At 48.7% G+C, this 15,903-nt stretch carries 12 protein-coding genes, 1 tRNA gene and 1 pseudogene; 10 read left to right on the top strand and 4 right to left on the bottom strand.

Features of this window, described 5'->3' with window-relative positions; genetic code table 11:
• Nucleotides 1-68: 68 nt before the first annotated feature.
• The 10 genes from CRO57_RS20050 to CRO57_RS20005 all read left to right on the top strand — a co-directional run bounded on the left by CRO57_RS20050 (nt 69) and on the right by CRO57_RS20005 (nt 11,912).
• Entirely contained in the window at nt 69-1,166 is a 1,098-nt protein-coding gene (locus tag CRO57_RS20050) for an acyltransferase family protein (protein WP_170956184.1), read from the top strand.
• A gap of 307 nt (nt 1,167-1,473) precedes the next feature.
• Nucleotides 1,474-1,812 (top strand): hypothetical protein, encoded by a 339-nt coding sequence (locus CRO57_RS20045; protein WP_097155291.1) that lies wholly within the window; start codon nt 1,474-1,476, stop codon nt 1,810-1,812.
• Between the two features lie 43 nt (nt 1,813-1,855).
• The gene (locus tag CRO57_RS20040; protein WP_210200952.1) at nt 1,856-2,464 is read left to right on the top strand and encodes a c-type cytochrome; all 609 of its coding nucleotides are present in this window, start codon (nt 1,856-1,858) and stop codon (nt 2,462-2,464) included.
• Between the two features lie 2 nt (nt 2,465-2,466).
• Complete coding sequence (locus CRO57_RS20035; protein WP_097155290.1) at nt 2,467-3,357, top strand: cytochrome c; 891 nt, start codon at nt 2,467-2,469, stop codon at nt 3,355-3,357.
• A 139-nt stretch (nt 3,358-3,496) separates the two neighbouring features.
• Nucleotides 3,497-4,090, top strand: coding sequence for an ImuA family protein (locus CRO57_RS20030; RefSeq protein WP_097155482.1), 594 nt, complete (start codon nt 3,497-3,499; stop codon nt 4,088-4,090).
• Nucleotides 4,005-5,492: a Y-family DNA polymerase gene (locus tag CRO57_RS20025; protein ID WP_097155289.1), complete on the top strand. Its 1,488-nt coding sequence runs from the start codon at nt 4,005-4,007 to the stop codon at nt 5,490-5,492. Before CRO57_RS20030 ends, CRO57_RS20025 begins: the two co-directional genes overlap by 86 nt.
• Nucleotides 5,489-8,821 carry an error-prone DNA polymerase gene (locus CRO57_RS20020; RefSeq protein WP_097155288.1) on the top strand — a complete coding sequence of 1,111 codons (3,333 nt, stop codon included), beginning with the start codon at nt 5,489-5,491 and terminating at the stop codon, nt 8,819-8,821. Before CRO57_RS20025 ends, CRO57_RS20020 begins: the two co-directional genes overlap by 4 nt.
• A gap of 168 nt (nt 8,822-8,989) precedes the next feature.
• Nucleotides 8,990-10,999, top strand: a complete 2,010-nt coding sequence (locus tag CRO57_RS20015; RefSeq protein WP_141401286.1) for a hypothetical protein — start codon at nt 8,990-8,992, stop codon at nt 10,997-10,999.
• Nucleotides 10,996-11,409, top strand: a complete 414-nt coding sequence (locus CRO57_RS20010; RefSeq protein WP_097155286.1) for a hypothetical protein — start codon at nt 10,996-10,998, stop codon at nt 11,407-11,409. The genes CRO57_RS20015 and CRO57_RS20010 overlap by 4 nt, the downstream gene beginning before the upstream one ends.
• Nucleotides 11,410-11,705: 296 nt before the next feature.
• Nucleotides 11,706-11,912: a hypothetical protein gene (locus tag CRO57_RS20005; RefSeq protein WP_097155285.1), complete on the top strand. Its 207-nt coding sequence runs from the start codon at nt 11,706-11,708 to the stop codon at nt 11,910-11,912.
• Between the two features lie 220 nt (nt 11,913-12,132).
• On the opposite strand, the gene CRO57_RS24420 is transcribed toward CRO57_RS20005, so the two are convergent.
• The 4 genes and pseudogenes from CRO57_RS24420 to CRO57_RS19980 all read right to left on the bottom strand — a co-directional run bounded on the left by CRO57_RS24420 (nt 12,133) and on the right by CRO57_RS19980 (nt 15,862).
• Nucleotides 12,133-12,705: a hypothetical protein gene (locus CRO57_RS24420; protein WP_141401285.1), complete on the bottom strand. Its 573-nt coding sequence runs from the start codon at nt 12,703-12,705 to the stop codon at nt 12,133-12,135.
• Between the two features lie 546 nt (nt 12,706-13,251).
• Nucleotides 13,252-14,018 (bottom strand): annotated as a pseudogene (locus CRO57_RS19995) (IS5 family transposase).
• A gap of 137 nt (nt 14,019-14,155) precedes the next feature.
• On the bottom strand, nt 14,156-14,686 hold the full coding sequence (locus CRO57_RS19990) for a helix-turn-helix domain-containing protein (protein WP_097155283.1): 531 nt from the start codon (nt 14,684-14,686) through the stop codon (nt 14,156-14,158).
• Nucleotides 14,687-15,785: 1,099 nt separating this feature from the next.
• Nucleotides 15,786-15,862: transfer RNA gene (locus CRO57_RS19980), tRNA-Met, on the bottom strand.
• Between the last annotated feature and the right edge of the window lie 41 nt (nt 15,863-15,903).

Here is a 15,903-nt window from a genome sequence, read left to right as displayed (position 1 = left end):
TGGATCCGTTTTACGATGATCATCAGAGCAATTGGTTTGCTTTGCCTCTTTTTACAAAGGGCTTCGAGATGAAACATCTGGTGGGATCTTTACCAACCTTTGATCGGTTCTGTCATGGACGGGATAACAATTTCAATCTACTTCGCCTGATTGCAGCCTTTGCGGTTGCGGTCAGTCACTCTTCCCTGTTGACTTATGGCACTGGTGTTCCGCAGCCATTGTTAGAGCTGACCGGTTATACTCTGGGCCATCATGCGGTCAATATTTTCTTCATGATCAGCGGGTTCCTGATCTATCAAAGCTATCTATCCAGCGAGCATTTGCGCTCATTCGTCATGGCTCGTCTGTTGCGGATTTTTCCGGCGCTGATTGTTGCAGGCCTTTTGGTGGTCATTATCGGTGGCTTGCTCTTCTCAAGTGCTTCACCCTCCGATTATTGGACCTATTCTGACACCTGGATTTATCTGGTTGGGACGTCCAGCGCCTTTTTTTCCAGTCTGAGATTGCCCGGCCTGTTTGAACAATTGATCGTCTCTGGTGAGGTGAATGGATCTCTATGGACCCTGAAATGGGAGCTGATGGCTTATATGGCAGTGCCGATACTTGGATTGATCGGTGGCTATAAAATACAAGGTCGCTTTGCACTGGTGCTCGTTGGTTTTGTTATTGTCAATCTGGCGATCAGTCTGCAGACCGACTGGCGCAAGGATCTGATGATGCTGGATGATGCCTTGCGGTTGGGGCTGTGTTTCCTGCTCGGGATGGGCGTTTATCACTATCGCCAGAAAATTCCCGTCTCATTGGGGAGCGCATTTCTGCTCTGGGTTCTTGTCTGGTTGGTGCGGGAGAGTGGGTTTTATGAAATCAGCCTGATGGTGGCAATGGCTTATACGGTCTTCTGGTTCGCCTTCATACCTGCAGGGTGGCTTCGTTGCTATAATCGCCTTGGGGACTATTCCTACGGGATCTATATCTTCCATTTTCCAGTCATGCAGATGGTGATGCAGATTTACGCGCCGTCTTCCGCCAATGAGACATTGATGCTGGCCTTCCTTGTCTTTTTACCGTTGTCCATCCTGTCTTTCCATCTCATCGAAAAGCCTGCATTGAGATTGAGGCGTCGTTGGAGCAGGATACCGCTCAAGCCACTTGAAGCTGGCACATGACAGAAAATGAGCACGAGATCCAATTTAATACCCTTTCTGTGTAGTATGTTCCGGTCGCACCATAGCCAGCCATGATTGCCGTGAAAGGTGGCCGTCAGCTGGCTATCTGCGAATATGCCGAAAAACTCAGCGACAATTCGTGCATTCATCCGAGGATTAGATTTATTCTTCTGGCAAAATGGTGGTCGCCATTGAGAGGCTCTTGTGACATTTTGTAAAATGACTTAAATCGGAAAGCAGAAAGTGTTTCCTGTTTGATCCAGAGTGATACGACCTGTTCATCTGGAATGCCAAGGACCAATATTGCATGCTGTTGCTTGCCTCAGAATTCAGGATACTTGGTTTTATGCTGATTGCTTTCAGCATGATCTTGCTTGCACTCGTGGGCGGTACCTTCAGTCATGCCCATGAGGTGAGTGTGGAGTATTCTCATAAAGGCCCTGTTCATTCGCATGCGGAGGATAAACACCATGATGGGGCTCAATTGGATGATAATCCTCTTCATTGTGGGGCGCAGATTTTGACCTTGGCTTTGAGTCCAGATGGTTATTTTGGCTTGCCTAAAGATCTTCATGACCGGACCAAAAGCCCGAACCTGATGTCGCTTTCCTTTACGCTTGATCCTCCTCCACCTCGATCTGCCTGAGTGAACTTCATTATTTGGAAATTCAACTCAAAAGGTAGATGAAATGAACAAGTTTCTTATTTACACCGCTGTTGCCCTGATGGTTTCAGCGAGCGCATACGCACCTGTTCCTGTTCTGGCGCATGGTGGGGCGACTGGAATTGTCAAAGAACGCATGGATGCCATGGGTATGATGGGCAAGGCTGTGAAAGCCTTGAAAGGCATGATGCAAGGAAAAGCTGCTTATAATGCCGATTTGGTACGTAAACAGTCTGCTGTCATCAAGCAGCATTCGGGCGAGGCTTTGATCAAGGGGTTTCCTGAAGGATCAACCCAAATGCCGTCGGAAGCCAAAAACGAGATCTGGATGGATTGGGAGCGTTTCTCAAGCCTTGCCGAGCAATTGGGAACCTATGCTGGGGCATTGGAAATGGCGGCAGACAATGGTTTGATGAAGGATGCTGCCAAAGGTCAATCCATGGGAACCATGATGGGGGTGGCTGCTTCCGCCAGCATGGGCAAGGATATGATGGGCAAAGCCATGGGTGTGATGGGCGGTGGTGCAATGGATGCTGCTGCTCTTGCCAAGATGCCTGCCGATGCCGTCTTTACCAAGATGGTGCAGGTTTGTTCGGCCTGTCATACTGACTTCCGTCTTGAGAAGAAGAAATAACCATGAGGCGCATGATTTATGGTGCAATTTCAGCTCTGGTATTTACCGGGGCTGTCTTTGTGATGCTGTCTTTCTGGCCCATTGGCAAAAAGGTCGAACTGACTTCCTTGAAAGGCGTGCCGGAACGTGGTGCTTATCTTGCAAGAATAGCGGGTTGTATCGCCTGTCATAGCAATTTCAAGGAAGGTGGAGCTCCGCTCGCTGGTGGTGTTGCGTTCAAGACCGAGTTTGGCACCTTCTATTCTCCCAATATCACCACCGATGGTGAGCTTGGTATGGGAGAATGGAGCCTTGCTGATTTTGAGCGTGCTGTTCGGCAGGGTGTTTCGCCAGATGGAGAGGCCTATTATCCAGCCTTTCCCTATCCTTTCTATGCCAAACTAAGCGATCAGGATATTGCCGATCTTTGGGCTGCCTTTCAAACGGTGGTGCCGGTTACGCAGGCTTCCAAGTTGCATGAGGTTCCGTTTCCTTTCAATCTGAGGGAAGGGCTGAAAGTCTGGCGCGGCTTGTTTCTTGATCAATCAAGTGATGCATCTGTTTCGAACAAGAGCGAGCAATGGCAACGGGGGCAATATCTCGTTGAAGGGCCTGGTCATTGCGGGGCTTGTCATACGCCACGCAATTTGCTTGGGGCAAGGAAGACAGATCTTGCTTTGCAAGGAGCAGATAAATTGCCTGATGGCAGCAAATCTCCTTCAATCACTGCTGAAGCCCTTCAAAAAGGCGGATGGGACAAAGATAATCTTGCCTATGCCTTTCAGACCGGGCTGATACCTGATGGAGATGTCTTTGGTGGCTCCATGGGGGAGGTCGTGCGTGACGGCATGGCTTTCCTCAGTCAGGAAGATCGAGAGGCAATTGCTATCTATCTGCTTGACCTGAGAGAATGATATTTGCCCTTTGATGAGGAGAGGTGGTTGCCTGGTCTTGTGACCATCTCTTCTTAATGATGTATTTGAAGCTCACTTGCCAATCTGCTTGCATTTGATATAGAATGTTCACTTAATGTTCTTATTGTGGGTATTGGTGATGGATCGCGATTTTGGCAATTGTTATCCTCCTGAAAAGAGCCGTATGCATGAAGTTTGTGGGCCGGGGGCCTATTTCTTTGCCTTTGCGCTGGCGGCACGTCTTGGTGGGCAGGTGATCTGGGTGCAGGAGAAATGGCGGTCTGAGCAGATCAACCCATCTGGCTTTGCACGTTTCATCTCGCCTGACAAATTGCTTCTGGTTACGACAAAGGATCAGAAGGAACTGATGGCCGTCTCGGAAGAGGCGTTGCGCTCCAGTGCCATTGCCTTTGTGGTGATGGAGGCCAGTCAACCTCTGACTCTGACAACCGGGCGGCGCTTGCAATTGGCTGCGCGTGATGGGGGAACAATGGCTCTGGCCATCATCCCCGAAGGGGTGGGGAGCAATGTTGCCGAGACACGTTGGCATTGTGCGCCCATATTTGATGGCAATTTTTACAGCGCAGACTCGACACTTCAGCGTTGGCAACTTATAAAGAACAAAAAAGGAACATTTGGAGTTTGGCATGTTCGATGGGACAGGGAAGCGCATCGTGTCGCTATGGTTTCCTCGATTGGCGAGCGAACGGGTTCTTCGAACTTGTCCGCATGACGGGGCCTTTGCGCTTACATTCAATGAGAAGAATGCCAATCGTCTTTACTGCCTGAATGGGCAAGCTGAGGCGCAAGGGCTCTATCGTGGCATGGCCTATTCTGATGCCCGAGCCTTTTGTCCAACTCTGCAAACCATTCCTGTGGATTTTCGGGCTGACCAACGTTTTTTGGAAATTCTGCGCCGTTGGGCCACACGTTATTGCCCATGGGTGGGGTTTGAGGGTGTGGACGGTCTTGTGCTCGATATCACCGGCTCTGCTCATTTGATGGGGGGAGAAGAGGCCATGCTGGCTGATATATCGGCGCGGTTGAATAGAACTGGTTTGAGCGTGCGTATGGGACTGGGAAATACAAGGGGGGCTGCCTGGGCTTTGGCGCATCATGGGGAAGAAGGCAAGCAAATTGTCAAGGCCGGGGAGGAGCTCTCAAGTCTGGCTACGTTGCCTGTTTCGGCTCTGCGATTGGATGAAGAGACATGCGTGACGCTGCAACGGTTGGGTTTGCGTTATATCGGAGATCTGGTTGAGACAGAACGTGCACCTCTCTTACGTCGTTTCGGGCCAAGCCTGTTGAAACGATTGGATCAGACTTTGGGCTGGCAGCCCGAGCCGGTTACACCGTTGGAAGACCCTATCCATTATGGGGTGCGGATGACCTTGCCGGAACCCATCGGGCTTTTGAGCGATGTGATGGCTGGAACAGAGCGCCTCTTGGAGCGTCTCTGTGATAAGCTCAAAAAACAGGAAGCGGGGGTGAAAGAGCTGTGTCTGACTGCGCGAAGAGTGGATCAGGAGAGTCAGCAAGCGACCTTGCGTCTTGCGCGCCCTTTGAGAGACCCACATCGGATCTTGCCCTTGTTTGAGCGCGGTTTATCAGAGATTGAAGCAGGTTTCGGAATTGATCAGTTGCGGCTGCAAGCTGTGCATGTAGAGGCATTGCCAAATCAGCAAACGAGTTATCTTTCTTCTGGCTGCAAGGATCAATTGGATGATCTGATCACGCGCCTCGGAACCCGGATCGGATTGGAAAATATCCAGCGCTTCCTACCCGCTGATAGTCATATTCCGGAGCGTAGCTTTTCTGTTGCTCCAGCCGCTTTTTGTGAACCGGATAGCAAATGGAAGGCACCAAGGCCGCGGCCCATTCGATTGTTTGGGCCAGATCCGGTTGAAGGTGAAGATGCGCGTCCACCCAGACGTTTTCGTTGGCGGGGGCTGTTTCTGACCGTGCGTAATTGTGTGGGCCCCGAACGCATCGCACCGGAATGGTGGCAGCAGGATGGTAATTGGAGTTCTGGCTTACGGGATTATTGGCAAGTGGAGACAGCAGAAGGGCGGCGGCTCTGGATGTTTTATACGCCGCAAGAGCCGGGCTGGTTCGTGCAGGGAGAGTTTGCATGACGCAATCGAATCCAGGTCATGCGCTGACCGAGGATGAAAAACTGCAACAGGTGATTGAGGAGCATCTGGCGCCTAATTATGCTGAATTGTGCGTGACCTCCAATTTTACCTTTTTGACAGGGGCCTCTCATCCTGAGGAATTGATGAGGCGTGCCTTTGAGTTGGATTTGGAAGCCATTGCCATCACTGATCATAACTCGCTAGCCGGGGTGGTGCGGGCTTATTCGGCACTCAAGGAATTGAAGCGGGAAGCAGAGGCTGCGCTCAAGGATGGATCAATCACTGAAATAGAGCTGCCCAAATTGATCATTGGGTGTCGCTTGATTTTGCAGGATAGCCCAGTCCATTGGGTGGCCTTGCCGACGAACCGTGATGCTTATGCCCGGTTGACCCGACTTTTGACTCTCGGCAAGCGCCGGGCTGAAAAAGGACAATGCGATCTGCACCATGATGATGTGGTCAAGGGTGCGACAGGCATGATCCTGATTGCCCTGCCGCAGATAAGGCCAGGAGACCGACAGGTTTTGACGCATGTTCAGGCCATGGTTCGCCAATTTCCCGGTTGTGTCTTTACCGGAGCTGCACCGCGTTATGATGGTAGTGATCAGGTCTATTTCAATATTTGTGCCCAGTTGGCGCTCAAGGCCTGTGCACCCATGGTGGCAATTGGGGATGTGATGATGCATCGGGCAGGCCGTCGCCAGCTGGCCGATGTTCTGACCTGTATGCGAGAGCATATTACTATTGATGAGATTGGTACTCGTGCTTTGCCAAATGGAGAGCGCCGTTTGAAAAGTGCTCAGGATATGGCTCGATTGTTTCGCAATCACCCGGCAGCGATCCGGCGCAGCGTGGAAATTGCCACCCGCTGTAGCTTCTGTTTGGGTGAATTGTCTTATGAATATCCCGATGAGATTGTGAATGGGTCTGAGGCACGACAAGAGCGCCTTGCACGACTGGCGTGGGAAGGGCTGAAAGATCGATGTCCGGAGGGCATTTCGGATCGCAACCATGCCTTGGCGCAGAAGGAACTCAAGTTGGTTGAAGAATTGGGGTTTGCGGCCTATTTTCTCACCGTTCATGACATTGTGCATTACGCGAAGGGCAAGAATATTCTTTGTCAGGGACGTGGGTCGGCAGCCAATTCCATTTTGTGTTGGGCGCTGGGAATTACTGATGTCAGCCCGGATCAAATTGCCATGGTCTTTGAGCGCTTCGTGTCAAAGCATCGCGGAGAACCACCGGATATTGATGTGGATTTCGAGCATGAACGGCGTGAAGAGGTTATTCAGCATATCTATGAGAAATATGGACGCCATCGGGCGGGGCTTTGTGCAACGGTGATCCATTTTCGCACCCGCGCTGCCATTCGAGAAGTAGGTAAAGTCATGGGCCTGTCGCAGGATGTGACAGCCAGTCTGTCTGGGCAGATTTGGGGCACTTCCAGTGGAGGGGCATCGAAGGATCGGATCCGGGAATTGGGACTGGATCCAACAGACCGGCGCTTGACCCAGACCATTCGCCTGATTGCTGAAATTATCGGCTTTCCACGCCATCTCTCGCAGCATGTTGGTGGATTTGTCATCACCAAAGGACGATTGGATGAGTTGTGTCCCATTGAGAATGCAGCGATGGAAGATCGAACGATCATTGAATGGGACAAGGATGATATTGATGCCTTGAATATTCTCAAGGTTGATGTGTTGAGTCTTGGCATGCTGACTTGCATCCATAAGAGCTTTGAGCTTTTGGAGCATCATGAAAAGCTGGACTATAGCATTGCCACGGTCCCGCAAGAGGATAAGGCTACCTATGATATGCTATGTGTTGCTGATGCCATCGGAGTCTTTCAGGTCGAAAGCCGTGCGCAGATGAATTTCCTGCCACGGATGAAGCCACGTACCTTTTATGATCTGGTGATCGAAGTGGCCATCGTTCGTCCAGGACCTATTCAGGGTGGGATGGTGCAGCCCTTTATCAGACGGCGGCAGGGGTTGGAGAAACCAGAACCATTTGGCAAGGCTTTGGAAGATGTGACCAAACGCACTTTGGGCGTGCCGCTCTTTCAGGAGCAGGCAATGCAAATTGCCGTGGTAGGTGCCGGGTTTTCAGCTGAAGAGGCTGACCATTTGCGCCGATCATTGGCCTCGTTCCGCCGTATGGGAACCATCGGATCATTCCGGGATAAATTCATCAATGGCATGCTGAATAATGGCTATAGTCAGGAGGTGGCAGATCGCTGTTTTTCTCAGATTGAGGGCTTTGCCGATTATGGTTTTCCGGAAAGTCATGCTGCCGCCTTTGCCATGCTGGCTTATGTTTCCGCCTGGTTGAAGTGCCATCACCCGGCTATCTTTGCCTGTGCCTTACTGAATTCCCAACCCATGGGTTTTTATGCGCCTGCCCAGATTGTGCGCGATGCGCGGGAACACCAGATTGAGGTGCGACCGATTTGTGTCAATTTCAGTGAATGGGACAATGTTTTGGAGCGCCGGGTGGATGGGGAGTTGGCTTTGCGTCTGGGCTTCCGTCAGATCAAGGGCTTACGGGAAGAAGAAGTGGACTGGATTGTTGCTGCTCGTGGCAATGGCTATCATGATCCAGAGAGTTTGTGGCTGCGCGCTGGTCTGGAGCCACGTCTCTTGGAAAAACTGGCTGAAGCGGATGCATTTGCTGGCATGGGATTATCCCGGCGAGATGCCTTTTGGCAAGTGAAGGCCATTCGCGGGAAAGAACCACTGCCGTTATTCCACGATCCGCTTGATGGTGAGATGGTCTATGAGCCCAAGGTTACATTGCCGACCATGCATCTGGGAGAGGAAGTTGTTGATGACTATCTCTCCATGCGGCTGACTTTGCGTGCTCATCCCATGGAATTGTTGCGTCCTGCCATGCCTGGATTGCTTACCCATGATCGATTGAGTGAAGTACCATTGGGGCGCTACTCCGTTTGCGGTCTGGTCATCACCCGCCAGCGTCCGGGAACGGCTTCTGGTGTTATCTTTGTCACATTGGAAGACGAAACGGGTGTTTCCAATATTGTTGTCTGGCCAAAGGTCTATCAGAAGTTCCGCCGCACAGTCATGGGGGGACGCTTGTTGCGAGTTTCCGGTTATTTGCAACGAGAAGGGATTGTAGTGCATCTGATTGCTGAAGATGTAGCAGATATGTCTCACAAATTGTCGGAACTTGGCCATCCACTGAATGATGTGGTCGGGCTCACCAATCCCGTAACGGATGAAGCGCCAAGGTCTTCTTGTCCGCCGGCTCGCGCCCGTCATCCTCGTGAGCAAGCCAAGCGTTTGTTCCCAAGTCGGGATTTTCATTAGCAATCTAATCGTAGGAGAGGGGGGGCGTGATATTTGTATTCTGCCTTATCCTGAACGGCCTTTGAAAAGATGTTGTCTGTAAAATTTGAATAAATAATTGTGATATTCACAATTTACTTTGATATATTGTTTATATAGCATTTTATGGCAATATCAAGGATGTTTGCTATGACAATCTCTTCAGAAATAAATAAATCCGGCCCTTATGTCGGGAATGGTGTGGTCATCCAATTTGACTTTGATTTCAAAATTGATGAAGCAGCGCACCTTCACGTAATTCGAACCAGTGTGAGCGGTGTTGAAGCCGTTCTTACAGAGAATGAGTATCAGGTGTCACTTGACGCTGACCGGACCGGATCAGTGACACTTTCGGATCCATTACCAACGGGAGAGAAGATCACACTTCTTCTGAATCCACCTTTCAACCAACTTGTTGATCTTCCAAATCAGGGGGCATGGAATCCTGAAGTTCTGGAAAGTGCTTTGGACAAGTTGACCTCTTGCTTGTTGAAGCTTCGCGAAGAAGTTTCCCGTGCAGTGAAAATCAAGGCGTCAACTGATCTTGCTGACTTGGATGATTTGTTGGCGGATATTGAACGGCTGGCTGATGTTGCTTCTGAAGTGAAATCTTTGGTTGGGGTAAAGGCAGATATTATCACATGTGCTGCGAACATTGCTGCAATCCTCGCTGCAGATGATGAAGCAGTCAATGCGGCCTCAAGCGCACAGACTACATCAAATTTGCGGGATGAAGTTGCAACCATGAAGCAATTGGTTGAGGCAGCCAAGGATCAAGCGATTGCGGCAAGGGATGCAGCGCAAGCAGCAAACCCTATTCCAGCGAGCGACAAAGGCCGCGAACTGGTTGCCAAAGATACAGCCGCAGAAATGCGAACTGTCCTTGGTGCAATGGCTGTGGAGGAGGTTCCTTCAGGTGTGCCCGTTGGAGCACTGATTGATTGGCCTGTAGATGCCGTTCCTGCTTTTTGGGCAAGAGCTGATGGGTCGGCTTTTAGCCGGTCCACCTATTCCGATTTGCATGATGCCCTTGCTCCTGAGTTCACGGTGACGATTACAAATGGCTCGGCGATCATGACTAGTATCGGCTCGGCTCAAGGCTTCAGGGCTGGAATGGCCATTGAAGGCGCTGGAATTCCTGTTGGTACAACCATTCAATCGGTTGATGGTGCGAACCAAATCACCCTTTCCGCAAATGCGACGGCCAACGGAACGAAATGCCGGGTCTATCGCTATGGCAATGGCGATGGCTCAACTACCTTCAACCTGCCTAACTTTGCTGGCCGCGTGTCTCGGACTTGGGATCCATCCGGGGCAATCAACCCAGACGAAGCAGCGCTTGGTGTGAGCCAAGAGGATGCATTACAGGGGCATTGGCATGACCATTTTGCTCATGGCAGCAACATTGGTCAGGGTTCTGGGGGGAGTGCGATCAATGACAGAACAGATAGTACTTGGACACAAAAAGTAACAGCAAGTGACGGGAAGACGTCTGTTCGAACAGCGATTGCTGATGGCATCAATGGCCAGCCACGTATTGCTTCTGAAACTCGTTCCAAATCCCTGATCGTCAACAAGATTATCAAGGTATCAGGTGGGGTGGATGACTCGGGGGTCTTGGCTGCTGCAGGTGCATTGGCAGATATTGCGTCTGCCGTTGCAAAGGCAGATGAGGTTGAGCGGGTCGCCAAAAACAAAGTGGCAAACATCACCAACACGCATGCCACTTATCTTGCACCTACATGGACCGAAGCCAAAGGTGTTGAAGTTGCTGTTCTTTCGACGACAATTGAAAATATTGCAGTCGGGAACAAAGTGAAGGGGGCAGTTCATATATTTTGTGAAAGTGAAAACAACGTTACTTATTACATTACTCGCAATGGTGTAGATCTCATTCGTGGTACAGGTGGGGGAGACAACGGGGCGAATGGTTATATCGCCACCATCTCTGATGTACAAATTTCAAATACTCCCTCGTTGCTTTCCTTCAACTTCTTTGATGAAGCCCCGGGTGCCGGGGAGAATATTTACAAGATCATGACCCAATCATCGGGTGGATCAGCACAAACCGTTGCTATCAACCATACTATCAGCGGTGGTACTGGTGCGAACGCAGAATATGGTGTTTCTAGTGTCATTTTGGAGGAAGTACAGGCATGATGATGTTTGCAAATTACAATGCTGATACTGGCGAAGTTTATGCTATTTGCGGCGAGCTTCACGGACTACCAGACAAAGAGAATTTTGTTCAAGTGGATGCAGATATGACGGTGGGTTGGCGGATTATAGATGGTGCGGCCGTTTCTCCACCAGAATCTGCACTGGAACCATTGAAGCCAGTCACACGAAAGCAGCTCATCGATGCTCTGATTGATCATGACCTGGATGAACAGGTAGAGCCAGCACTAAACGTCATCCCGGATGTAAAGGCCAAAAAGAAGGCGCTGAACGCTTGGCAGAATGCCAGCCAGTACGAACCTGATCATCCATTGGTCTTGCGACTCAAGGGCGTTCTGAATTTGAGTAATGATCAATTTGATGCGCTTTGGCGGGAGGCCATGGCAGCATGATCCGGGACTACTTCTTCGCCCAAGGTGATACATCTTCAATACCACAATCGGTCTAGATCAGCTTTTGAGCGCTATTCTGGTTGATGATCCAGACGAGACATTTCCTCTCGTCTGGACAAGATGCTGCTTGGTGACTACGATCTTTTATGGTTAGCATTTTGAATGCTGGTTCATTTGATCACGGACTCTCTGTTTTCCCTTTTGATGGCTGGGGCCACTGCTGGAACTTGAGTTAAGAAGATGCAGGTGGGGAGTAGCTATATCGCTCATAACCTGCAACAGTTTAAGAGGTAATCATGTTGGACAAAGGTGCGGAAAAAGCCTTGGAGCCTGATGATTTTTCAAACTTTGCAAGAAAGCTATCTCGTCGTGATACTGGCCATCAGCGTCGTTGGTTTCCATTCTATGCTACGATCATGGGTGATGATTATGGTAGAAACGATAAGAGAATGTTCCTGCGCCATCGAGAGGATCTTCGGCGGTTTACAACGGAACGAAAATGAGCTTGATGGGAAAGTAGACCAACAGTTCTGAAAATATGATCGAATTTACTTCAACTACCTTCGGATTTACATTTATGATATTAGCGCATCAGTTTTATTTTTGAAACTATCTTGGAGTAGCCCTGCCTGTTTGGGTGAACTCCATCGTCTGTATCAGATTTTGTCCAAAATGAATCAACATCAATGTACCCACTTGTGCAAAGCTGGCTAATCTTCTTATTTATTGATGTAATTCTTGAGTTACTGATTTTTTTCCTGCAGGATACCAAATGTCAGACTTGGAATGAACGATAGGTGGTACTCCGACGCATATATAATGATCGGTCACCAACTTGATACGTTCTAACATACGAGTGTAATCCTCGATAACATCCTGTTCTGATTTATCGAGCTTTTTGATACTATTGAAACCAGCAAAAACAATAATGGTCTCCGACATTTTTGGAATTAGCTTCCAAGATATTACGTTTAAAGGTGCGCCAGATAGGCCGTGGATAGAAGCGTCTTTGAAGTCCTCGCGCCAATCGTAAACCACATCTACTTTTTGGGTTTTCATATTGTAGTTAATCCCAGCGACCATAGAGTCACCTTCAAACCTTATGGTGTCTGTTTCTGAGTATAATAATCTATTAATTAGAGATTTTGACTTAAAATATAAATTTGTTCTTAATAACCTCCCTTCAAGTTTTGAAACAATCTTCGGTTTTACAGAAATTAATATAATGGAAGATAAAATAATAAAGAGAATTAATATTCTATAATTAAATTTATTTCGATAAAGCATTTTTCTCACGTAAAATATTCCAGATGTAATGCATTTCCTCAATGGAAATCTAGGGCACGTTTGAGGTTTTTGGATTGTCCAAGTTTAAACGTCGCAAAATTTAATTTTTGAAAGTCATTGTTCTTAGATGACATGTACATTGACTGATTTCAAGTACTTAAATCCGTACGGCAAAATAGGTGTGGTGGCTTCACATTTCAAGTGTAACATCGAAGTTTTCCGTGAGTGCTTTGAATGTGAGGCATTTACGCGAGGTTGAGTTGATGATGAGTGTTAGGAGACCTGTGCACGGTTTATTTATAGTATTGTTTTAGCGTCGTTTTCTGTGATGAGAAAGTACTCAGTTGGAATGGATGACGTCTTGCGCTCCGGCTATTATTTGACCTCCTTAACTCAAAACTTTCTGTGACAAAACTGATGCTGTTCTACACTTGCCGCATTCAAACAGTGGTTTCACGATGCGCTGTATTTTATGGGAAATTTGGCAGTGGAGGAGGAGGAACTTGAACTCCAGATACGTGGATCCTGCCTCAATATAGAGGAGCTTGGGGTGTGCTAGGTTCTGTTGACAAACTGTTTGATCCAAAGCCTTGCTGATACGATGTGAATGAAGCCCAGATAGCTTTTTGCTGTTTTGTCATATCGGGTTGCCAGTCGCCTGGCATTCTTGAGTTTGTTGAAGCAGCGCTCGGTCTGATTGCGCAATGCATAGACGAAAGGGTCGAGAAAGGGCTGTTTCGTGCGATTTGATCTTCCAGGAATAATGGCAATACCTCCCTTGCCCTCAACATCCTCTCTGATTGCATTCGCATCATAGCCCTTGTCAGCAATGAAGACCTTTGGATCTGGCAAATCCTCATCCTGCAACAGATCGTAACCGGTATAGTCGGAACACTGCCCCGGTGATATCTCGGCCTTGATGGGTAAGCCATGTGCATTCGTAATCAGGTGAATTTTCGTCGTGAAACCACCTTTTGAACGGCCAAAACCTTCTTTTGGAGTCCCCCTTTTGCGCCCGCTGCCTGATGATGAGCGCGGATGACGGTACTATCGATCATTTGAACCTGATTTGGTGCGATACCACTCTCGTTCAGCACCTCAAGAACCATGTCCCAGAGACCCGCCAACGTCCAGCGTCGGAACTGGCGATAGACCGACGACCATTTGCCGAACTCCTCTGGAAGGTCACGCCACTGTGCTCCAGTACGAGCAATCCAGAAGACACCGTCTAGCACCAAGCGATGATCTCCCGCCGGGCGACCGCCACGACCACGGATCGAGTTGATGAAAGGTTCGAAAAATGCCCATTCGGCATCGCTCATAGTCAATCGCGCCAAGATAGCCTCCTTGAAAGCTATCTTGAATCATATCTCAGTTGATTTGGGAATCCAGTTTGTCAACAGAACCTAGGTAATTTGCTGTGATGAAGGGTCCCTGTCTTCGCCCGCGTGTGGTGTCTTTATTTTATCGAGAGACATAATATATCTTGCAGCACTTTCTTTACACCGAGGGTTGATGAAGTGCCTTTGTATTCTTCATGGTTCTTGTGAAGAAGGCGATAGCAGGTCATATAGGTCAGCCAAAGCTTGTCTGGTGCAAGGCGTTCATCGTGGGATGCCAGAAAGTCTTCTACCGTTACGACAACCAATTCCAACAGTTCAGTATCTAGATGCTGAGATTGTTCATTTTCAGATATGTTTTCTTCCAAAGACGGCTCGAAACCGGGGTACGAATAGGGGCTTGCCTGTTGCGGTTCACCGAACCCTTCATATTTGGGATTGGTACTGTGATTGCCGGTCAGTACCCAGCCAGGGTCTGCACCAAATTTTTCGAACTGCAGAAGTGTATCCGCCCCTGGCAAGCTCTCATTTCGCTCAATTTTCTGCCATCCTGTGGTGGATATACCCAGAATTCTTGCGGCTTGGTCCTGCCTCAAGCCTTTGTCTTTGCGAATTTTTTTGACGCGAGCGCCGATGGATCGGTCATCCATAGGTTGAAATAGCAACTCTGGTTATTGAAAAAAATAACTTAAGTTGTTATTCTTTTCATGAATTTGGAACACATATCACAACAAGGAGATCCTGCCCGGTTTCCTTGTTACGGGGAGGTAGTATGCATGGTGATGGGAACGACGACAAGCCGAACAAGATAGTCTGAAGAAAAGAAAAAGTGTCCGTACACAGTTTGCATAGCGAGCTGCGGCCCTTTTCGTTATCAATGACAGTACTGCTTTGATAAAAGCGTCTGTTTGAGATCTGTGCAGGCACCCAGTGTTTTGACAATGACTGATATTGTGCCAGTCTTGCAAACCGGAATTTTTTCGGAATTGCGAAGACGAAACAATATATTCGAGCTTTAGCTCATAGATATGGCATATTGGGTGGTCGCAACTTTTCTGCAACTAAATGTAAGGATTTGCTTCTGAGCTAGTTAACTCGTGATGTTGTTCTGGCTGATTATTGTCTGCTTCTTGATGGTCTCACATAGAAAATCATTTCTTTGTCTCTCAGCGTGTTTTTTACCAGCACATCTTCGTAAATAATCAAGGCCCCGATGATCAGGAGTTGCTCTCGGGGAACCTGGAGCCGCCCGCACCTCTGGCTTCGTAGCAGCGTCTGAATTTCTTGCTGCAAGGGGACATACGATGCTGGAGGTGCGGGTAGCTACCATATGGGTGTGCCGATTTGATCGATTGTTCCATGCAATAAGTGCTGTGACATTGCTTGAGGCGTCGAAACAGGCCTCAGGTGATTTCTTTGCTATGTTTTCATAATTGTTTTGCGAATTGGGTGGTCAGAGTTTGGCTATTGATTTTGCTGCCAGTGAGCGACCTGCCAGTTCTGGACTTGGACACATAAACCGCATCACCACGACATCTTATCTCAAAATTGTTGTAGCCAAAGGGGACGTTCGTTTGCATCACCCATTCATGGGTGATTGGCTTCAGATAGATCCAATAAAACTTGCTCAATATGCTTCAGGAGACCCAGGAAATCGGAAAGCCTGCGATAGCGCACCATATTGATCAAGTTCGACATCTTGATATGTTCAAGAAGAAGATCGCATCATATTCAATTTTTGGGGAAATTTGGTAGCGGAGGAGGGACTTGAACCCCCGACACGCGGATTATGATTCCGCTGCTCTAACCAACTGAGCTACTCCGCCAAACCAATGATATGCTCTCTTGAGCGAGGCTGATGTGGCTT

It is taken from the genome of Cohaesibacter gelatinilyticus (assembly GCF_900215605.1).
GTDB lineage: Bacteria > Pseudomonadota > Alphaproteobacteria > Rhizobiales > Cohaesibacteraceae > Cohaesibacter > Cohaesibacter gelatinilyticus.
The sequence above is the reverse complement of the archived record's forward strand: the minus strand, read 5'-3'. Positions and strand labels throughout refer to the sequence as shown.